Here is a 22,289-nt window from a genome sequence, read left to right on the forward strand (position 1 = left end):
GAGCAAACTTAACTGAAATAGTATGATAGCAAACGAGGCGATCGCCTTAGAAACCGCACCCTCTTTCAACACTGAACCCGGAGGCAACGACCCCCATCGCTTTGATGTTCGCGAAGCTTGGTATCCCGTCTATTATCTCCAAGATTTGGACCCGTCCAAAATCATGAGATTTACTCTATTGGGAGTAGACTTAGCCATTTGGTGGGATAAAACCGGGCAGTCTTGGCGGGCATTTGAAGATAAATGTCCCCACCGTCTCGCACCTCTATCCGAGGGCAGAATTAATGAAAAAGGTTGGATAGAATGTCCCTATCATGGATGGGCTTTTTCCGCAACCGGCAAGTGCGAAACGATTCCCCAACAGAATGAAGGCGGCAAAGCAGAACAGTCAGAACGAGCCTGCGTGAGAAACTTTCCCACCGCAGAACATCAGGGATTGTTATTCGTATATGCGGGGAATCCGGAGAATGCAACACAGACAAAAGTTCCCTTGATTGACCCCTTGGAAGAATCCCCGGAAAAGTGGGTTTGTTTAAACACCTTTCGCGACTTACCCTATGATGCACTCACTCTATTAGAAAATGTTCTCGATGCCAGTCATATCCCCTATACCCATCATCGTACCGTTGGCAACCGTTCCACTGCTAGCAAGGTTGACTTGGAAGTGATTGCTTCTGGAAAACAAGGATTTGAAGGATTCTGGGAAGAAGGACCGCGCAAAGGCACTTTAGGCAGTCAGCAGACCCATTTCATCGCCCCGGGACTGATGTGGCATGACCTCACCTCCAAGCAATTTGGCAGAACGATGACAGTTGTTTATGCAACGCCAATTCGCAAAGGAGAATGTCGATTATTTGCCCGATTTCCCTTCCAGTTTGCCTCAAAAGTTCCAGCAACTTTTATTAAATTAACCCCGGAGTGGTATTCTCATATTGGACAGAATGCTATCTTGGAAGATGACCAGATTTTTCTATACCATCAAGAGCGATATTTAGAGGCAGCCGGAGGGAGTGAGAGAATTGCTAAAGCCTTTTATCTGCCCACAAAAGCGGATTTGTTTGTGCTGGCATTTCGGAAGTGGGTGAATGAGTATGACGCCGATCCCTTTCCTGGGGAATCCTTTCCACCGTTGCGATCGCGCCAAGAATTACTCGATCGCTATCATTCCCACACCATCCATTGCCGCAGTTGTTCCACCGCCTTGCGCCGCATCCAGAAACTGCGAGAACTGGCGGGGATTTTGGCGGCGATCGCCTGGATAACCGCCCCCTTATTAACCGTAATCGCCACCGAAAACACCGTTCCCACCGTTGCCATTTCCACCAGCATTACCCTGGCCCTAAGTGCGCTCTGGTGGGGATTAGGTAAGTTAGAACGCCGGTTCTACGAAGGGCGAGATATCCCGCCTAGGAATCTGCCGGAGAAGAAGAAGTAGTTGCAACAACCGGCGGGGTGGCCACAACCGGCGGGGGATTTATCCCCCGCCTAACAGCTAAAGTCGTCTAAAGACGACTGCAAGTCTTGTCCCGTGGTATTTTCAGTTGGTTTCAACCGACATCTTGCACCCGTTGCCACAACCGGCGGGGTGGCCACAACCGGCGGGGGATAAATCCCCCGCCTAACAGCTAAAGTCGTCTAAAGACGACTGCAAGTCTTGTCCCGTGGTATTTTCAGTTGGTTTCAACCGACATCTTGCACCCGTTGCCACAACCGGCGGGGGATAAATCGATTGGCGGCCTCATAGAATCAAGTCTAAAGACGACTGCAAGTCTTATACCGTGGGGCTTTCAGTCGGTTTCGACCGACTTTAGCTATTAGGCGGGGGATTTATCCCCCGCCGGTTGTTGCTACCCATCAGGGTCATTTTATGCTATACCCAAACTAGGTGAAAATCCCCTCTGCCGACCCTATTGCTATGACAAACCCCCGCGATTTCCTGAAGACCCACAAACTGCTCATCGGTGGCACCGCTATATTATCATTAGCCGCCTTGGGTTGCGGTCATGTTCCTGGAATTTTAGCCGCAAAATATGCCGTGGATGCCGTTGCCGTTTCCAACTTCCTCGGCAATGTGCTATCGGGCATGACTGCCAATAACTTTGGCGCATTAATCGATAGATTACGCAGCAATCCCGATATCTTAAAGAATCAAGACTTAGGGAGGGCAACAGGAGAGGCGATCGCCCTGGGGATTCGCGCCGTTGCCGATGAGAAAGAGTTTACCAAATCGCAGCAGAAGATATTACGCGCTTTGGCAGATAAAACCGTTGACTATTGGCTGAAAACTGACTCCAGCAAACTTCCCGACGAAAAGTTATCCCCCCTGGACGAGAGTCAGATTCGCTATGCCTTTTCTGCCAATGCCGGAGACTATGACAATCTACGGGTATTAGACGAACCGCAGTGGGAAATTGTTGTCCGAGGGTTGATGCAGCAGCATTTGGGGGCAGATGTAGATCTGGAAAAGTATGAACCGGCAATTGAGGCGCTCGCCCATCACCTGAACCAGAGATTTGCCACAAACCTGCGGGAAGTGTTGGCAGATGATGCCGTGGGGAAACAGGCATTTAAGAAGATGCTGTTAGACTTACAGCGAGAAACCGTGGGGATATTGCGGCACATCTGCGATCGCATCGACGAACTCCCCAATAAAACCGAACTCACCGCCCTATTTGGCGAACTTGAAACCGCATTACGCCAAGATAACCAGCAACAAATCCGCCTCTCAAAACAAATCTTAGCCCACCTACAACAATCCTCCCCATCCTACCCATCCTACCCATCTCCCCCATCTCCCCTCTACAACGTCCCCAATCTCCCCCCAAAATTCCTCCCTCGCCCGGAAGAACTGGCCCAAATCAAGCAGAAACTCCTCGGAAACGAGAGTCAGAAACTGGTAATGACCGGGGTTTCCCAGCGCGTGGGGGTGCAGGGGATGGGTGGCATCGGCAAAACCCTGTTAGCTGCCGCAGTCGCGCAAGAGGAGGAAGTGCAGCGACAGTTTCCCGATGGAGTGATGTGGGTGACCCTGGGTCAAACCCCGGATATAGTGACGCGACAAACCGACATTGCCGGTTACCTCCTGGGAAATCGTCCCTATTTTGAAGATATCCCCCAAGGGAAAGCGGAACTCCGAAAATTGCTGGCGGATAAAGCCTGTTTGTTGATTTTAGATGATGTCTGGCAGATGCCCCATGCCGCCGCATTTGACGTTTTAGGGACCCATTGTCAGCTATTGCTGACCACTCGGGATGCCGCATTGATTACCGGATTCGGGGCACAGGGGCATGAAGTCGGGTTACTCACCGAAGCTCAAGCATTAGGGTTGCTGGCGCAGTGGGCGGGGGAACATTGGGAAACTTTGCCCCCGGAAGCGGCAGAAGTAGCGCGGGAGTGCGGGTATTTGCCCTTAGCGGTGGCGATTTGTGGGGCGATGGTAGCTGGGGAACCCGCCAATCGCTGGCAAAACGTCTTACATAAATTGCAAACAGCGGATTTAGAGAAACTGCACCAGGATTTCCCAGATTATCCTTATCCCAACTTATTCAAAGCACTCCAAGTCAGCGTCGATGCACTTCCTCCAGCGATGGCACAGCGATATCTGGATTTTGGCATTTTTCCCGAAGATACCCCCATCCCGGAAGCAGTGTTAGTCGGATTTTGGGCCAGGGAGGGGTTAACGGAATATGATGTCCAGGATGTAGTGGATACCCTAGTGAAACGGTCCCTCGCCTTCCGCGATTCCCAGGGGCGGATCACCCTCCATGACTTGCAGTTGGACTATGTGCGAAAACAGGTGGGGGACATTTCCCGGGTACAGGAACGGTTTTTAAATAGCTATCGCCAGCGCTATCCCCAGGGATATCACACCGTGGAGGATGATGGCTATTTTTTCCACCATTTAATCACCCATCACCTGCAACACCGCCCCGAGGAAATCCGCCACCTGCTGTTACACTTTCCCTGGTTACAAGCGAAACTGGATGCAACGGATGTCAAGGCATTGCTGATGGATTTTGAGTCAGTTCACAGGGGAGAGGCCGGAACCAGAGACCCCCTGAGATTGCTGGAAAGTGCCATTCGCAACTCGGCACATATATTAGGGGAAGATAAGACGCAACTAGCAGGACAACTGCTAGGGCGGTTGCTGTCATTTGTCTCGCCTTCTCCTGTGCCTGTGTCAGAGTCTCGCTTTTTCTGGGAAAAAATGCCGCTTCTGCGGCCGTATTTACCGAAACATTCCCAGACCCCAGCAGAAAAACGGAGCCAACTCCTCTTTTCCCCCTTTTTTAAGGGGAACCAGGCGGAATCTGAGCTTTCTAGGGAAGGTACAGGAGAATCAGCAGCCACAACAGCCCCGGAAATTGAGCAACTCCTCACTCAGGCAAAAAATTACCAGGGAAAACCCTGGTTTCGCCCTCTCAGCCCCAGTCTTAACCCAGCAGGCGGGGCGCTGCTGCGTACCCTCATTGGACATCATAGCTTGGTATATGCAGTGACCATCACCCCGGATGGGAAACAAGCGGTTTCGGCATCAGAGGATAAGACCCTGAAACTGTGGGATTTGGCAACGGGGTCGGAACTGGCCACCCTCACTGGGCATAGTAACTCAGTATATGCAGTGGCCATCACCCCGGACGGCAAACAAGCGCTTTCCGCATCATCGGATAACACCCTAAAACTATGGGATTTGGCAAGGGGAGAGGAACTGGCCACCCTTTCGGGCCATAGTAACTCGGTATATGCAGTGGCCATCACCCCGGACGGGAAACAAGCGGTTTCCGCATCATCGGATAACACCCTAAAACTGTGGGATTTGGCAACGGGAGAAGAACTCGCCACTCTCTGGCATACTACTAGCCCAGTAAATGCAGTAGCCATCAGCCCGGACGGGAAACAAGCGGTTTCCGCATCATCGGATAACACCCTAAAACTGTGGGATTTGGCAACGGGAGAAGAACTCGCCACCCTCACCGGGCATGATGACTGGGTAAATGCAGTGGCCATCAGCCCGGACGGGAAACAAGCGGTTTCGGCATCTTTGGATAACACCCTAAAACTGTGGGATTTGGTAACGGGGTCGGAACTCGCCACTCTCTGGCATACTAGCCCAGTAAATGCAGTAGCCATCAGCCCGGACGGGAAACAAGCGGTTTCGGCATCTTTGGATAACACCCTAAAACTGTGGGATTTGGTAACGGGAGAAGAACTTGCCACCCTCGCCGGACATAGTTACTCGGTAAATGCAGTGGCGATCGCCCCGGACGGGAAACACGCGGTTTCCGCATCCTGGGATAACACTCTGAAACTGTGGGATTTGGACAGGGGAGAGGAACTCGCCACCCTCACCGGGCATAGTGCCGACGTAATCGCAGTGGCAATCACCCCGGACGGGAAACAAGCGGTTTCCGCATCATCCACATCATCGGATAAGATGAAACTGTGGGATTTAGCGACAGGATCGGAACTGACCACTCTGACCGGGCATAGTAGCCCAGTAAAAGCAGTGGCCATCACCCCGGACGGGAAACAAGCGGTTTCGGCATCCTGGGGTAAGACCCTGAAATTGTGGGATTGGGGAACGGGAGAGGAACTGGCTACCCTCACTGGGCATAGTAGCTGGGTAAATGCAGTGGCCATCACCCCAGACGGCAAACAAGCGCTTTCCGCATCCGAGGATAACACACTAAAACTGTGGGATTTGGCGACGGGGTCGGAACTGGCCACCCTCACCGGGCATAGTAGCCCAGTAAAAGCAGTGGCAATCACCCCGGACGGGAAACAAGCGGTTTCGGCATCGGGGGATAAGACCCTGAAACTGTGGGATTTGGCAACGGGGTCGGAACTGGCCACCCTCATCGGGCATAGTGCCGACGTAATCGCAGTGGCAATCACCCCGGACGGGAAACAAGCGGTTTCGGCATCAGAGGATACCACCCTGAAACTGTGGGATTTGGGAAGGGGAGAGGAACTGGCCACCCTCACCGGGCATAGAAGCTTTGTACAAGCAGTGGCCATCACCCCAGACGGAAAACAAGCGGTTTCGGCATCTATGGATAACACCCTGAAACTCTGGAATTTGGCGACGGGAGATGTCGTTGCCAGTTTTGGGGGTGACGGTGTGTTATTCTGTTGTGCGATTGCACCGAATGGGGTGACGGTGGTGGCGGGTGAGGCGTCGGGGCGGGTGCATTTTTTGCGGTTGGAGGGGGTGTGAGAACCTGGGTTTCTGCATTCCATCGGGGTGAGGATGCCCGCTTGATGGGAGGAGAGCAAAGACAATTCTCACCGTCATCTGTCGTACCCTTTCTGCTAGGGAAGGGTTAAATTTTTCATCCCTCACCCACTCCATCATCCCACTTTCTGCTGAACTCTGATAGTACAGAAAACCCTTTTCTCTCAACCTGAAGGATAACCCAATCAGCAGCAGAGAAAACCTCATACTACCCCCCTATTTAGATGCCTATTCGCCTCGGTTTTCACCGGCGATAGAGGCTATCCACCCTGGACCTTTCCCACCAACTCAGCAATCAGTGGTTTTTCCGTTGAGAGATGACTCACCTGCATCACAGAAAATCCTAAAATATTCCCCTCTTCATCTATCCGTTCCATAATGCCATCATGGTCAGTTTCTCGCATATAACCGGCTTTATCGGAAAAAATGACCTCTAAAAAATCCGCTTCTTTATCATACCAAATCTTTAAGGTTAGGGCCATATTTGTTCTCCTTTCTTTTGTTTATCGGTTAAATAAGCTGTAATAACAAAAGCGTCTGTTTCTATATATTTTACCACTACACACAGCCACTTGTCCCCGACTTGGGTTCCTAGATAGTAGCGGTAGTTTAAACAAACATTTTCATCGTTCCGGGATTTCCGAACGGCTTGGGGATTTCGCAAGGTTATGGCAATCTCTTTTTCCATGTTGGCCATTTCCGGATGTAGTAAAATATGGGCCAATCGTTCATCAGTTAGCCGTACCCCACGCCCCTGATAGTCGGTTAATATCTGGCTCACAATTCCAACCTTTTCCTCATGGTTGATTTTTTTAATTATTCTAATACAGGGCGAAGTAACAATCCAAGCTGGAGTAGATTGAGCTAAGGCAATGGCTTTTGCTGTAGTTGCTGAATAATTGCTAGGGATATCAAGGGACTGCTGTCGGCAATAACAATTTGATTAATCATCCCGTAATTCATCAGCAATTTGGTCATCATCCAGGTTGATTACTGGGATTTTCAATCGTCCAAGTTCATACATGAATTGCAGTTTATTCATTTGACAAAAATGGGCGGCTTTGCCCAGAGAAATTCGTCGTAATTCAAACAATTTTACCGCTAGTAAAAAGAGTAATTAAGATTCTAATTCTTGAGGAGATTTGCCGGAAGTCAGTAGCAAATCATCCGGATAGGGGAGGGAGAGATTCGGCATAGTTTTTGGGGGATATGAGGACTGCTAATCATCAATTCTTCAAAACTGCGGTTGTCCGCGTTATTATTTTACCATAAGTTGGGCTTTTAGGAACCCGGAAACGACTGAAGTCGTTACTACGAATCCGGAAACGACTGAAGTCGTTACTACGAACCCGGAAACGACTGAAGTCGTTACTACGAGCCCGGAAACGACTGAAGTCGTTACTACGAACGGGGGAGAATTATTGATAGGTTGAACAGTGTTTTATGGGTGAGCCCGCGCAGGCGGGCCCTTCGACGGAGCTCAGGACAGGCTTTGTTCGTGTAGCCCCAGGCTTCAGCCTGCGGGGCGGTGGCACAAAGGGGTTAGTTTCTCCTTTGGGCGATGGGGATTTGGATGATGAATTCGCTGCCTTTGCCCGGTTCGGTGATGCAGTCTAAAATACCGTTATGTTTTTCTACTACGATTTGATAGCTGATGGCTAATCCGAGTCCGGTTCCTTTGCCTACGGGTTTGGTGGTGAAGAAGGGGTCGAAGAGGCGGGCTTTGGTTTGTTCGGTCATGCCGGGTCCGTTGTCGGCGATGTGGATGATGGCTGAATTTCCGCTGACTTCGGTGCGAATTTCTAGGGTGGGTGGGGTTTCGGTGGAGTGGGATGGGTTGCTTTCTAGGGCGTCGATCGCATTGTTGATGATGTTCATAAAAACTTGATTCATCTGGGACGCATAGCACTCAATTAAGGGCAATTTCCCATAGTTTCTCATCACTTCTATGCCATGCCGATCGCCTTTCGATTTGAACCGATTTTGCAAAATTAACAGGGTATTCTCTATCCCTTCATGGAGGTCTACTTCTTTCATGTCCGCTTCGTCTAGGCGGGAGAAGTTGCGTAAACTTAAGACAATTTTGCGGATGCGATCGGTTCCCATTTTCATGGAGGCGAGAATTTTGGGCAAATCTTCGGTAATATAGTCCAGTTCTAGGTCGGCAATTGCCTCTTCCAGTTCTGCATCAGGATTAGGATAGGTTTCCTGATACAGGTTAATGATACTCAGCAAGTCTTCTGTATAGTTGCTCAAATGGGTGAGGTTGCCGTGAATAAAATTGACCGGATTATTGATTTCATGGGCGACTCCGGCAACTAATTGCCCTAAGCTGGACATTTTTTCGGTTTGAATCAGTTGGGATTGGGTTTGTTGTAACTCCTGTAAGGTATTCTGTACTTGTTCGGCTTGTTCTTGGGCTTGGCGGGCGCTCTCTTGGGATTGGCGGTATAAATGCGCTTGGTAGAGGGCGATCGCCAACCGTTCGGCTACGGCTTGCAACAGTTCTACTTCCCACTCGTTCCAGTTGCGGGGTTGGTTGTGGGTTCCGCAAACCAGGCAACCGATATCTCCCAAGGCGGTTTGAATGCTCACAATGACCACGGCGCGATACCCCCACACCGTATAAAGAGATTGGAACTCTCGATCGCAGTCGCTGCTCAAATTATCGCACTGAATCAATTCAGTATTAGCAATTTTAACTTCGGTGGGAGTCCCCTCAACGGGATAGCGCCCGATGCGACTGTCGAGTTCAGGGTTTTTCACTTCGGTGACGATTTCCCAGAAGGGTGGGGTACTACAGCAGCGATACCATATAAAACTACAGCGATCCAGTTCCAATAACGAGTATAACTGTTGAACAACGGTTTCCAGGATAGTATCCACCTCTAGGGAGTTGCGAATATCACTAGAAATCTGGTTGATCAGGGATTCTCGATTGGCGAGTTGTCGCGATTCGGCTTCGGATTGGCGCAGGGCTTTTTCGGCTTGTTTGCGATCGCTCACATCAACGCCAATCCCCCAGCCGGACCAACCGGGAATCGGAAATTGTTTAGAAATATTCGACCAAGCAATGGTTCTAATTGTCCCATCTTTGGCGGTGAGATCCAGTTCCCAATTCCGGTAATGATTGTCTAATTCAACCATTTCACTCAGCATCGCTGCTTTTTCTTCGGGAATGGGATACAACATTTCCACCGCCTGGGGATTGCCGACGATTTCATCGACACTATAGCCGGTGACTCGTTCACATTCGCGGTTCCAGGCGGCAAATTGTCCCTCGGCATCGAAGGCATTCATCATCACGGGCATATTTTCTAGGATGCCGCGCAGGTATTCTTCTCGCTGTTTGAGGGCGGTTTCTGCTTCTTTGAGGGCGGTGATATTTTGAACGACGACCATGCCTGCAAAGATTTCCCCATTGGTATGAGTCACGGGTAGAACGTGAACGAGATAGGTTCTCTGCTGATAGGGAAGTTCAAAGACTGACCTCTCACCCGTGAGTGCCAATTGATACATGGGTCCTACTATTTCGCAGGTTTCTGGAGGCCAAACTTCCCACAGGGTTCTTCCTTCAACGAAGGCTTTTGATAATCCAATTTCCGCTAGTTCCTGTCCGTCGATGAGGGTATAGCGTAAATCCCGATCAAATAAGGCGATCGCCCCGTTGGGGAAATTCCGGGCGATCGCCCGATAGAGTTCTTCACTGCGGCGCAAGGCTTCTTCAGATTCGTGGCGTTCGGTGATGTCGTGTCCTGTTCCGATCAGTTTAACCATCTCTCCTTCTGGACTGAAAATCGGCTGCCCTTTGGAGGAGATAAATTTGATAGAACCATCTGCAAGCAGCATTCGGTGATTGCGTTCAAACGGTTGACCTTCACTGAGGGACTGATTGATAGCGGCTTGGAGCATTTCACGGTCCTCGGGATGAACAAGCTGCAAGAACTGTTCATAACTGGGTGCGGATGTCGCCTCCTCCATTTTATAAATGCGTAACAGTTCATTTGACCACTCCACCTGATAAGTGGTCAGGTCGAATTCCCAGGAACCAACATGGGCAATTTGTTGGGCTTGAGCCAGTTGCAAGGCGTTACGCCGCAGGGTGTCTTCTGCACGTTTGCGTTCGGTGATGTCCCGGACGATGGTGGAAAAATATTCCAGAGTGCCGCTTTCGGACCGATGGCTCATTAGGACCTGTAAGGCGGGTATTTCCGAACCGTCTTGGTGTAGCAATGCGGTTTCTCCACTCCAGACTCCGGTTTCGGCGGCGGTGAGGAAGGCTTGAGTAAGGATGATTTCTTGCTGTGATGGAGGGACAAACTCTGAAACGTGCCTGGTGGTGATATCCTCGTGGTCGGGGAGGCCGACGAGCCGTCGCGCGGCGGGGTTCATGTAGAGAACGTTACCTGTGGTGTTGGCAAAGCCCACAAAGTCTGGGGTGGCTTCGATGACGGCGATCAGTCGTTCCCGCTCTTTTTCAGCTTCTTGGCGATCGGTGATGTCGGTGACAATTCCATCCATGCGGATCGCTTGACCGTTCGTGTCATAAATCAGCCGACCCCGCGCTTGGATGGTGCGAATATTGCCATCGGCACGGATGACGCGATATTCAACTTCGCTGCTGCCGGTTGCCATCAGTTCTGCATTGTAGCGATCAGCCCGATCGCGATCTTCGGGGTGAACCATCTCTTGCCACAGCAGGGGATTTTCGTGGAAATCTTGGAGAGGACGTCCGTAGAGGGTTTCCGTGGCGGGGTTTAAAAACAGCACCTCGAAGGTATTGGGATTAATGGACCAGACCATATCATCCAGGGAGTTGAGGATGCTGTTGAGCCTAGATTGGCTTTCCTGGAGTGCTGCTTCGGCTTCTTTGCGATCGGTGATGTCTCGCATGGCAATGACGGCCCCTAGCTTGTTCCCGGAGGCATCAATGATTGGTTGACCACTCACGAGGAGGGTGCGCTGCTTCTGATGTTTCGGCGCGATGATCAGTTCTATATTTTGAATGGTTTCGCCGCTATAGGCGCGAAACAAGGGAACTTCTGTCATGGGCATTGCGGTCCCGTCGGGGCGGTATAAATTGTAATACTCACCCCACTGTTCGGCGGGGATGGGGCTTTCCGGGAGTCCACAATATTCTCGGGTGGCGCGATTAAACAGGGTGATGATGCCGTTGGCGTCACAACTGGCAATGCCATCGGCTAAGTTATTGAGCATGGCATTGAGGAATTCCCGTTCTTTCTGTAAGGTGGCCTCTGCTTGGTTTCGAGAGGTGATTTCCCCTTGTAACTGCGCGATCGCCCCTTGGAGTTCAGCAGTGCGATCGGCGACTCGGCTTTCCAGGTCTTCATTGGCCTGTTTGAGGGCCTCTTCCATCTGTTTGCGATCGCTGATATCGACAATGGCCCCGACAAACCCGGTGACTTCTCCCCTCTCTCCCGTTTGAGGGACGGCTTGGCCCAATATCCAGATAATTGTCCCATCCTGATGCACCATCCGGCATTCCATGCGAAATTCGATGGGATTTTGGATAAATTGAGACCATTGAGCAAAGACATAAGAGCTATCTTCGGGATGAATCGCCCGGGCCCATCCATAGCCCATTGCTTCTTGGGGGGAGATTCCGGCAATTTCACACCATTTTTTGTTGACATAGAGAATTTTTCCCTCGGTATCGGTTTGGAAGATGCCGATGGGGGAGAGTCCGGCGATCGCTTGATACCGGCGCAGACGGTCTTGTAGGGATTTGATGCTGTGGCGGTTGTGCGCGGTTGGTGGCGGTTCTTCTAAATGGGGGCGATCGCTAGGGCCCGTGATTTTTCGACCAAATCCATACCTCACCCCCTCTTCCCTGGACTGGCTGATTTCCCACTCCATCCACTGATAAGTGCCATCTTTCTGAAGATAGCGATTTTGAAAACTAACCCGCTCAATTTCCTCAGATAGCTTGCCCATTTCTTCGGCTGTTTGCTCTCGGTCTTCCGGATGCACCCCAGGGATAAAGGGGCGATTCACTAGGTCTTCTGGAGTCAAGCCCAAGGTGCGTTCCCAGGCGGGATTAACCTCTTGAAAATTCCCATCTAATCCGAGTAAACAGAGTAAATCCTCGGAACGGCTAAAAAATCCCACATAAGGGGCTGGATTGGCTAAATTCGACCGTTTTTTTGCTGATTTTTGGGGAGGTTTGATAGGCATAGATTACCTTCGGTCACTAGGTTTGAATTGAGGGGTTTTTCAGGGGATTACAGAGGGACCTTCTCCCTGGGTTTTTTAGGTCTGTGGTCAAAAATCAGTCTATCCTTTTTTCCCGTTCTGTGCCGCCATCCCTGATGGGTCAGGGTCTCCCTACAAGGGGTCTGAGGAGCTTAGGGATCTCACCCCGGCTGGAGTTAGGGATCAGGGTCTGTCTCCAAGGGCTCTCCATCAACGGGACCTGTGATCCGGGGTGAAATCCCCAAGATTTGGTTCACTGGGGATCGGGGGGAAAAATCGCTCGACTTACGGCAACTCCACCCTTTCCCCTTTAAAATAGGCACAGACTTGTCCCTCATTGCTCTTTTATTTTTATTAATCCAAATGCGTTATTGGGTCGTTAATCTATTTCTGGCGATCGCACTGAATGGTTGCGCCAGCCTTTCCTTGAAAAACCAGACTCTTGAATCCGGCGCACATTTTACCCAATGGACCAACGCACAAAAAGAAGAACTGCGAGAAAGAAGCACCCAGCTCCAACGCCTTCCTCCTTATTCGAGTTTAGATCCAACGGAGGTGGAATTTCAACGCAGGAGTTTACTAATTCGACAAAGAATCGCCCGTCCAAATTTGGAAGAACGCGATCGCTGGTGGCGCAGAAATGACATTGGCGACCCTCATAAATATTTGCTGCCTATTATTTTAGCCCGCCTCAGTTTGCCGGAGGATTATGACTCCCAACCCAATTGGGATATGTTGTTAAAATTGGAACGGGAACGCCCGGACCTGTATCATTTTCGCAGTATGCTAGATGTGCGAATTTTCTTCCTCCATCGCCACCGTCTCCCGGACCCGGTAAAGGCCTCTTACCAAAGTATGTTAACCCGTTCTCGGATCGAGGAGTGGCAGGAAGGGGGTACGGAAAATCATGGGTTTATGCAGCGCGTTTCCGGTTTGGCCCTGATGGATGGCAGCGGGTTTCCGGTGGAACTCCCCCATGTGGCGGAAACCAATGAGGCTTGGTTGCGATCGCAACTGGATAAGTTTCTCACAATAGGTCAAGGAGAATTTCATTCCTCGACCTATTACGGCTACAGCATTGCCGGATTACTCAATCTGTATGATTTTGCCGAAACTCCAGAACTGCAGGAATTAGCGACGGCTTTATTAGACTGGTATGCCACGAATATGGCTTTGCGCCTGAGTTGGGGAACCTCTGGTGGGGCGGAAAGTCGCGGGTTTGATCGCCAGACTTGGAATAATGGATTGAGTGCGGTGGCCTGGATCTGGTGGGGAACTCCAAATGGTACTAATGATCAGGCGATCGCCGATGCCATGCAGTTAAACCATGCCAGACTCGCCTTGGCCCCGAGTCTGAGTTCCTATCGTCCTCCGGAACATTTACGAGCAATCGCTCACAAGCAAGTTCCCCTCCCCTTCTCGGTCCAAGCCAGTCATCCCGTCTATTACAGCTACCATGCCGATAATCACCTCTGGGAAACCTTCTACGTCACCCCCGATTATACCGTTGGTACTCTGTTAGAAGGCTCTCGCGACTATCGAGTTGAAGGCACAATCCGCGCGCAATATGCCACCTATAAACTCGTAATTCGCGACCCCAATGGAGTGAATAATCCCGTAGTCAGTCTGGGCGGAACCTATCATTCCCCAATGGCGACGGGAAAAACCCCCGGAGACCAATATCTCCAGGAACGAAGTGCGGTAATTTATCAGCAAATTCTCACTAAATCTGATGTGGAGGCAGGAGTTCCGGCCCAGTCGCACCTCGTCTTACCAATGGGATATGGAGAACCTCGTCGCCATGAAGATTGGTATATTTGGCGCATTCAAGAAACTTGGGTGGTGGCCCGGGCCTGGGGAGATGACATGGCCTTACAAATCCCGGTTGATGAGAAACACGCCGCTTATCAAGCTTTAGCGGCGATCGGCAGTCAAACGGCTTGGATCGTGGATGTGGCGAGGGTCACAGAGTATCCTACTTTTGATAGTTTAATCCGCGCCTTGGATCGAACTGAGGTGAGAGATGAGGCTTGGGAAACCGAGGGCAGGTTAGAGTATAAAAGTCTTGCGGGGGACGAACTGACCATGACATACAAACCCCAGGGTGCGATCGCGATCGCCACCATTAACGGTAAACCCCGGCAACTGGAAAATTGGCCAGTCTTAGAAAGTCCTTATGTTCGGCAACCCCTAAATAGTGGCTTCTTAGAAGTTACAGAACCCCAACTGGGCACCTGGCGGTTGCGGACCACCCCAACCGGACCCGAATGGGAGGCCAAACCCTAAATGCCATCCCAACACAATGCGATCGCCCTTGAGGGGAATCGTCCATTCCCCTCTCTCAACCCCGATCGCCTCCTTCACTTCGATTCCTCAATCACCTTTGCCGATACCTCGATCGCATCAATGTCGATGGTCCCCGGGGGGGTCAACCGCACGAAATGATCCTTTTCTCCCATCAGCGGTTCCCCACAACTGGGACATTGAAGTTGGGTCTGATTCAGTCCCGTCAGTTCATAACTGCACACCGGACACTGATCCACAATCAGGTTCCGACTCAACCACCACCGCAAGCCAAAAAAGCCAATCACCGGCAGCAGGGTAACAGCCACGATTAAGATTAAAATCGACTTCACGACCCATCCCAACCCGATCGAAATCAACACCCATACGATAAATACCGGCATCAACCACCGACTCAGGTCGGATAGGTTCAACAACAAGGATTTATAACTGTTTTGATTCACAAATTGACTCCCACAGAAAATCGCCAATACCTCTATCCTACTCAGTAAACTCTATCAGTTGTTTGACCCCCCGAGTAAAGGCATCCGTACCAAACCCCCCTACCGTTTCCTGGCGCAACCAGTCCCCATCACAGCGGCGGTCCTCTCCCCGCAAGATTTCAATGCAGGCAGCCGCCACCGCCTGGGGGTCCCGATGGGGCACTTGCCAACCCAATTTGCCATCCTGCAATGGGTCCGCTGATCCATCGGCATCCCCAGACAGCACAGGTTTTCCACAAGCCATTGCCTCCAGGTACACGATGCCAAATCCCTCCTGAGAGGGCATAATATAGGCATCTGCCACCCGATAATGGAGGGCTAACTCCTCCGTGGGCACAAACCCGGCAAACACCACGCGATCGCTCACTCCCAACTCCTGCGCCAATCCCTGTAATCTCGGCTGATCATCCCCCCGCCCAATGACTAGATACTTGACATCAGGCTGGGCTTGTGCTATCTCGGGTAACGCCCGAATTGTCACATCTACCCCTTTATAGATATCCCCAGACCACAGACGCGCCACGGTCATCAAGACCTTACAGCCCCGTAACCCATAGCGTTCTAGCAACTTTGGTGGTTTCGGACCCGGCGTAAACTGCCTCTCATCCACCGCACAAGGCAGTAACTCAAAGCGACTGGGCTGTAATCCATTCGCCGCACAAGCGCGATCGCGACTGTATCGGCTAATCGTCCATAACCGACTCGCCTGCCGCAACCCCGATTGTGCCATCTTCGGCAATGGTTCCCATACCTCCTTCCCATAAGTCAACACCGTATAAGGAATCCCCAACGGTTGACACAACCCTTGTACCAAGGACACTAAATTAATATGACCACAAAACACCCGCCTCGGACGGTGCAAAACCAGCCGATTTGCCAACACTCCAGCCAACTTCACCCGTCCCCACATCGGCGGCAAGGTTTTTAAATACTGAAATTGCAACCCCGGATGACCCTCCAACGGATTCTCACAATCCGGACCATCCCGCAACAACAACACCTGTGCCACCCTCCCCTGACGGGACGCCCAATCCCCATACACCGTCAAAATATCCTTCACATAAGATTGAATCCCCCCCTCCCGGGAAAAAATTTCCAAAAACACAAAAACATCCGTCTCTTCCCTCATCACCAAAACCTCCGTAAAAATCCGTAAAAACCCGTGAAAATCCGTGGTTCAACTCCCCAACAACTGCGCCGCCAACCAGCTAGTCGTCCAAGCACTTTGAAAATTAAACCCTCCCGTCACCCCATCAATATCCAACACTTCCCCAGCAAAATATAACCCCGGACAACAGCGACTCTCCATCGTCTTAAAATTCACCTCTTTCAGAGAAACCCCGCCACAGGTGACAAATTCATCCTTAAACACCCCTTTGCCCTGGATTTGATACTCCCCTCGGGTCAATTCTTCCACCACCTGATTAATCGCTTTTTTAGAAATTTCCGCCCAGCGTGTTTCCATATCAATTCCCCTGGATGCTAACAACCGTTCCCACAACCGGCGAGGAATCGGAAAAGGACAACTCGTGGCAACTGCCTTGCGCGGTAACTGGGATTTCACCGCCTGTAACTGTTCTCGCAACAGTTCCGGATTATACTGCGGTAACCAATCAATGGTTAGAGTCGCCTGATATTTGTGGTTATATAAATACCTCGCCCCCCATGCGGAAAGTTTCAAAATCGCCGGACCACTCAGACCCCAATGGGTAATCAGAACGGGTCCGGTTTGGGTCAATTTAGCCTCCCGTAATTGGACTCGCGCCATTTTCACCGCTACTCCCGCTAAATCCTGGAAGCGAGGGTCCGTAATATTAAAAGTAAACAGGGAAGGAACTGGCGGTTCTATCTGATGTCCCAGGGATTGGGCAATTTTGTATCCGAGAGGATTGCTACCCGTTGCCAACAGGAGGCGATCGCCAGCAATGATTTCCCCAGACTTCAAGACAATTTCAAATCCCCCCCCGTTCTCACCTTCCTCGGGAGAGAGGCGACGCACATCCACCACGGAAACCCCCGTCCGCAGTCTCACTCCCGATTCTCGCACCTGCTGCATCAAACAATGGATAATGGTTTCAGAATCATCCGTCGTCGGGAACATCCGCCCATCTTCCTCAGTTTTCAGCTTCACCCCGCGACTTTCAAACCAGTTCACCGTATCCTGCACTTGAAACCGGGAAAATGCCCCCCGCAACGCCTTACCCCCTCGGGGATAATGGGTGACTAACATCCCCGGATCAAAGCAAGCGTGAGTCACATTGCATCGTCCTCCCCCGGAAATTTTCACCTTCAATAGGGGTTGTCTTCCTGCTTCTAAAATTGTTACCTCACTCTGAGCATGGTTTTGAGCGCAATTAACCGCTCCAAAAAAACCCGCTGCACCCCCACCAATTACTACCACCTTCACCGGGCGATCGTTCACTACCTTAAATCCTTGCATTTCCCTTCAAAACTGCTATTGTCCCACAGTTTGTCCTCTTTTTCCACCAACTCAGAAAAAACTCATAAACCGGGTTTCTTCCCAAATCTCTGATAATTAGCAACAACTGTCGCCCGAAACCCGGTTTCTTGTCCTATCCCTCAAACCCGTCCCACTAACTCAGCTAACTGAGATCGCAACGGTAACGGATTATATCCCAAACTAAAGGCTTTAGAACTATCCAAAGACACATCCGGGGGTCTGGGGGCTGACATTTTTACATCTTGTTGCCGACAGGGTTTAATCCGCCCCTCCCCCACCTCCAAAATCTCAATCACTTGCTCAAAAAACCCATATCGCGAAACCCGCTCTTTTCCTCCTAAATGCAGCAATTTTTCATTCTGTTTCAAGGCAACCAATAACCCTTGGGCCGCAGTTTTTCCACTCACTGGCGTCCGAAATTCATCGGTGAATAAGGCTAATTCTTGTCCCGATCGCAAAGTTTGTAACATCGGCTGGAGGAAACTCTGGGCAGCGGGTCCCCCCTCCCCAAACATCAGGGGCATTCGACAAACAATTGTTTGCGGATTGCGATCGCCCATTTCCACCTCCGCCTGCACCTTTTGCTCACCATACCGACTCACCGGACAAACTGCATCGGTTTCAGCATAAGGCGCATTTAACCCATCAAAAACTAAATCCGTCGAGGTAAAAACACAGGGAATTTCAGCATCTGCACATAATCCCGCCAAATCACTCGCCGCAGTGACATTAATTTTGTAGGATTCCTCGGGATAGGTTTGACAAACATTCGGCTGAGATTGAGCTGCCGCATGAATCACAGCATCGGGACGAATTTCTAAAAAGAGGGATTTCAGGGCTTGAAAATCCGTTAAGTCAACCGGCATCAACTGACAACCGGGAATAGGGATTTCATGAGAATTATAGGTTCCAAACACCTGCCACTTTTCTTGAGCCAATTGACAGATATGCCAGCCCAAAAATCCACTCGATCCAGTAATTAAAAGTTTTTTCATGAACCGGAAATAAATTTCATCAAGGGACAGTTAAACGGGTTCAAAATCTTCTTTAGACACCCCGCAAACCGGACAAACCCAATTATCAGGGATGTCTTCAAATGCAGTTCCCGGATCGATTCCCGAGTCCGGGTCTCCCTCCTCGGGATTATAAACATAGCCGCAGGTAGTACAGAGATATTGTTGCATGGGGTTCCCCCTTTATGAAAGTCGGTTAATCTGATTAAATCATATAAACCCAAATTTCTCTCAATTCCTTACAAAAATTTAACAATGCTTAGGCCATCATTAACATAAAACCATAAATGTAGAGGCGATTTGCGAATTGCCTCTACATTTACGGTTGATGCTCTAACTTTTTTGGAGTGCGTTCGCACTCCTTATCTGTGATAAAATCCTAGACAGTCACCTTAGATTTAGACCACACCCCATTTTCATCTTCTTCATACTCCCGATGAATGGTTTCCCATGCAGCGTGTTCAGCTTTCAGCGAGTCGTTAGTTTCGGCGAAAACCGCATTATACCGTTGAATAAAAGTGGTTTGAGCATCAGGAGATAGATGGGTGCGGATTTCCGGGGATAAATCTTCTGGACTGTTGCAAGATCCCGGGCAAGGACGAGGCAAAGTCATAGAATTAATGGCAAGTTCTTGTCCTCCAGCACTTTCCAGCAGCAGGTGAATTTCGCCGGATTTTCCTTCAGGAACTTCCGCCATGACGAGAAATTCCCCAGCTTCTAAACGAGTTTGATAAACGGCTGCTTTTTCTTCCGGCATTCCCAAGGCAACGAAGAGGGAAACTAATCCGGCCCCCGCACTTCCGGCGATCGCCCCAGAAGCCGCCCCTAATAACACCGCAGAGAGGGGTCCAGCCGCCACCACAGGACCGAGAAAGGGAATAAATAATACTCCCACTCCGGTGAGTAAACTCAAAAATGAACCAAACAGAGACCCGAAGATCGCCCCGCTTCTGAGTCCTCCTAAAATCACATCTTTTTTAGTAATAAATCCGGTGATGCGAGTATTGGATTGAAAATTTTTCCCCATGACAGAAATATGGTCTTGGGGAATCCCGCGATCGATGAGACGGCGGATTGCATTATCAATTTGCTGTTGTTCTTGAAAAATAGCAGAAACCGTGCGTTGTGCTTTATAGTCTTCAGGCATTTTAATGTCCTAATTTAAGGTTTATATCGGCTGATTCACCACCTGGAGGATAGCAAAATCACCCCTACTGCTGTAATCTACCGAGAGGGTGATCCTTGGGATTTGAGCGATCGCCTCCCCGATTCTCATCTGCCGCATTCCTCAGTAAAACCGCTGTATTTCTATACAAAATCGAGAGGGTCACCCCAACCAAATCCTCTGGGGATTTCTTCCTAGGCGGCGATCGCGCAACTCAGTCGCCCCTTTCTTCCGTCATAATTGGAAATCAGTTATCGACCCCTTATTTACCCTCGCCCATGATTACTCCAACGGACCCAAAACTCAAAACCCTCAAACGCCTCCGCAGCCTCAGTCATCTCCTGGATAGCGCCATTCGCATCCCCGGAACCCGCTTTCGCTTTGGACTCGACCCCCTCCTCGGACTCCTCCCCGCAGGGGGCGATATTGCCGGTGCGTTACTCTCCGCTTACATTGTATTCAGCGCTGCCCAGATAGGAGTCCCCCGGAAAAGTTTAGTGCAAATGGTTTCCAACATCCTCCTAGAAACTCTGATTGGAACAGTCCCCATCGTCGGAGATTTATTTGATGCTGCATGGAAAGCCAATGTCCGCAATATGGAACTGTTAGAAACTCACTTAGATGCCCCCATCTCGGACAAAAAAGAAAAAGCCGACACCCTATTTATTGTGCTGCTATTGGGTGGGTTAATGCTTGCCGTCTTTGCGATCGTCGGGGTCGGCATCTGGATCCTCAGTTCCATTATCAGCGCCATCCTCCAGTAGAGGGATTTTTCTATTGGAAATGACGGGGAAAGTGTCTGCTTAACCCTACAAATCCTCCAGGTTTATCTCTCCTAAATCCTGCATTGATTGTGCCAAGTAACTTTTAGCCAACTCAGGGGTTTAAAAGTGTTGACAAAAACATCAACATTAGATAGAATGAGACTATAAAGGCGTAGAAACCGGGTAAAGACATAGCCCTATTTGCTCCTTACCCGGAACCAAAACACCAGGGAAACCGGCTATCAACTCGCCTATAACTCCAACTCTCATGACTAGAGGAGAAACCCGAATGAGCGTTAAAACCATTGATGTTGTTTTCAGTTTTGACACCACAGGGAGTATGTATCCTTGTCTCACCCAAGTTCGCCGAAACCTCAAACAAAGCATCACCCGATTATTGGATGAAATCCCCGGAATTCGGATCGGAATCATTGCTCACGGTGACTACTGCGACGCGGGCAAAACCTACGTTACTAAACACTTAGATTTATCGGGATATGTGGATAAAATTTGCGACTTTGTGCAAAATGTCGAAGCAACCGGAGGGGGAGATGCACCGGAATGTTATGAATTAGTCTTGCATGAATCTCAATCTTTATCCTGGAGTTCCGCCAGTACCAAATCCCTGGTATTAATAGGGGATGATATTCCCCATGCACCGGCTCAAAATCCTCAAAAATTGAACTGGCGCAAGGAATTGGAGAAATTATCCGAAATGGGAATTCCCGTTTACGGCGTCCAAGCCTTGAATCGGTCTCATGCCACACTTTTCTATAAAGAACTGGCAGAAAAGTCTGGGGGATTTCATATTAATTTAGACCAGTTTGCTTATATTACAGACCTATTTTTAGCGGTTTGTTATCAGCAATCTTCTGATGACCAACTGCAAGCTTATGAAGCAGAAGTCACGGAACAGGGTCGGATGAGTCGTGGGTTAAACAAAATGTTTAATACCATGCTCAATCGGGAGGGAGAATTCTATCATGAATCTGCCGATTTGCGTGCGGTGACTCCGGGGCGATTTCAAGTATTGGATATTGATAAAAATTGCGCGATTAAAGATTTTGTGGTTGAAAATGGTCTAACTTTTCAACGGGGGCGCGGGTTTTATGAGTTTACGAAAACTGAAACGATTCAAGGGAAGAAAGAAATTATTTTGATGGATCGGGGGACGGGGGATTTGTTTGAAGGAGAATCTGCCCGAGAAATGTTAGGATTACCTCCGGGGGAAACGGTGCGAATTAAACCGGCTAATTTGGAGAAGTATCTCGTTTTTGTGCAAAGTACCTCTTATAATCGCAAGTTGCTTGGGGGTACGAAGTTTCTGTATGAAGTTGCCGATTGGGATCGGTAGGGATTTCGGTTTTGCTGAGGGACTAGAAACCGGGTTTCTGCTTTAACTTGTGGAAATTATCCCAAATTTTTGTAAGAAACCCGGTTTCTAACCTTTGCTGGGGGACTTAAGACTATGAAGAGAACGACTGAAGTCGTTACTACGAACATTAAGAACGACTGAAGTCGTTACTACGAACATTAAGAACGACTGAAGTCGTTACTACGAACTTGCGGAGGGGACGGGGGAAATGTGAAGTTTTGTTAAGGGGGGTAGACTCTCCAGTGAAGGGGAAGGTTTACAATGAACTCAGGAAGTT

14 protein-coding genes and 1 pseudogene are annotated in these 22,289 nt (G+C 49.9%); 5 read left to right on the forward strand and 10 right to left on the reverse strand.

What is annotated here, in order from left to right:
• Positions 1-22: 22 nt before the first annotated feature.
• On the forward strand, positions 23-1,435 hold the full coding sequence (locus NG795_RS03850; protein ID WP_367287349.1) for an aromatic ring-hydroxylating dioxygenase subunit alpha: 1,413 nt from the start codon (positions 23-25) through the stop codon (positions 1,433-1,435).
• A gap of 480 nt (positions 1,436-1,915) precedes the next feature.
• Complete coding sequence (locus NG795_RS03855; RefSeq protein WP_367287350.1) at positions 1,916-6,217, forward strand: NB-ARC domain-containing protein; 4,302 nt, start codon at positions 1,916-1,918, stop codon at positions 6,215-6,217.
• 278 nt (positions 6,218-6,495) lie between these two features.
• Here the strand turns inward: NG795_RS03855 and NG795_RS03860 are convergent, their stop codons facing one another.
• From NG795_RS03860 to NG795_RS03875, 4 genes and pseudogenes are all read right to left on the reverse strand, one after another.
• Positions 6,496-6,717, reverse strand: coding sequence for a DUF2283 domain-containing protein (locus tag NG795_RS03860; RefSeq protein ID WP_367287351.1), 222 nt, complete (start codon positions 6,715-6,717; stop codon positions 6,496-6,498).
• The gene (locus NG795_RS03865) at positions 6,708-7,016 is read right to left on the reverse strand and encodes a hypothetical protein (RefSeq protein WP_367287352.1); all 309 of its coding nucleotides are present in this window, start codon (positions 7,014-7,016) and stop codon (positions 6,708-6,710) included. The genes NG795_RS03860 and NG795_RS03865 overlap by 10 nt, the downstream gene beginning before the upstream one ends.
• Before the next feature lie 162 nt (positions 7,017-7,178).
• Positions 7,179-7,337: pseudogene (locus NG795_RS03870) on the reverse strand (UPF0175 family protein); the annotation flags it as partial.
• A 440-nt stretch (positions 7,338-7,777) separates the two neighbouring features.
• A complete protein-coding gene (locus tag NG795_RS03875) occupies positions 7,778-12,430 on the reverse strand; it encodes a PAS domain S-box protein (RefSeq protein WP_367287353.1) in 4,653 nt (1,550 codons plus the stop codon).
• 381 nt (positions 12,431-12,811) lie between these two features.
• Here NG795_RS03875 and NG795_RS03880 point away from each other — a divergent pair, with 381 nt between their 5' ends.
• A complete protein-coding gene (locus tag NG795_RS03880; protein WP_367287354.1) occupies positions 12,812-14,734 on the forward strand; it encodes a hypothetical protein in 1,923 nt (640 codons plus the stop codon).
• Between the two features lie 74 nt (positions 14,735-14,808).
• Here the strand turns inward: NG795_RS03880 and NG795_RS03885 are convergent, their stop codons facing one another.
• The 6 genes from NG795_RS03885 to NG795_RS03910 form a co-directional block, all read right to left on the reverse strand.
• Positions 14,809-15,195, reverse strand: coding sequence for a hypothetical protein (locus NG795_RS03885; RefSeq protein WP_367287355.1), 387 nt, complete (start codon positions 15,193-15,195; stop codon positions 14,809-14,811).
• Between the two features lie 37 nt (positions 15,196-15,232).
• The gene (locus NG795_RS03890; protein WP_367287356.1) at positions 15,233-16,363 is read right to left on the reverse strand and encodes a glycosyltransferase; all 1,131 of its coding nucleotides are present in this window, start codon (positions 16,361-16,363) and stop codon (positions 15,233-15,235) included.
• A 48-nt stretch (positions 16,364-16,411) separates the two neighbouring features.
• On the reverse strand, positions 16,412-17,674 hold the full coding sequence (locus NG795_RS03895) for a BaiN/RdsA family NAD(P)/FAD-dependent oxidoreductase (RefSeq protein ID WP_367287357.1): 1,263 nt from the start codon (positions 17,672-17,674) through the stop codon (positions 16,412-16,414).
• A gap of 140 nt (positions 17,675-17,814) precedes the next feature.
• A complete protein-coding gene (locus NG795_RS03900; RefSeq protein WP_367287358.1) occupies positions 17,815-18,690 on the reverse strand; it encodes an SDR family oxidoreductase in 876 nt (291 codons plus the stop codon).
• Positions 18,691-18,720: 30 nt separating this feature from the next.
• A complete protein-coding gene (gene rd / locus NG795_RS03905; protein WP_367287359.1) occupies positions 18,721-18,879 on the reverse strand; it encodes a rubredoxin in 159 nt (52 codons plus the stop codon).
• Positions 18,880-19,087: 208 nt separating this feature from the next.
• The gene (locus NG795_RS03910; RefSeq protein WP_367287360.1) at positions 19,088-19,855 is read right to left on the reverse strand and encodes a ChaB family protein; all 768 of its coding nucleotides are present in this window, start codon (positions 19,853-19,855) and stop codon (positions 19,088-19,090) included.
• Positions 19,856-19,950: 95 nt separating this feature from the next.
• On the opposite strand from NG795_RS03910, the gene NG795_RS03915 reads away from it, so the two are divergent.
• Together NG795_RS03915 and NG795_RS03920 are read left to right on the forward strand one after the other, a co-directional pair.
• Entirely contained in the window at positions 19,951-20,637 is a 687-nt protein-coding gene (locus tag NG795_RS03915; RefSeq protein WP_367287361.1) for a DUF4112 domain-containing protein, read from the forward strand.
• Positions 20,638-20,926: 289 nt separating this feature from the next.
• Positions 20,927-21,991 carry a vWA domain-containing protein gene (locus NG795_RS03920; RefSeq protein ID WP_367287362.1) on the forward strand — a complete coding sequence of 355 codons (1,065 nt, stop codon included), beginning with the start codon at positions 20,927-20,929 and terminating at the stop codon, positions 21,989-21,991.
• Positions 21,992-22,289 lie beyond the last annotated feature (298 nt).

The sequence above is a fragment of the Laspinema palackyanum D2c genome, assembly GCF_025370875.1.
Classification (GTDB): Bacteria; Cyanobacteriota; Cyanobacteriia; order Cyanobacteriales; family Laspinemataceae; genus Laspinema; species Laspinema palackyanum.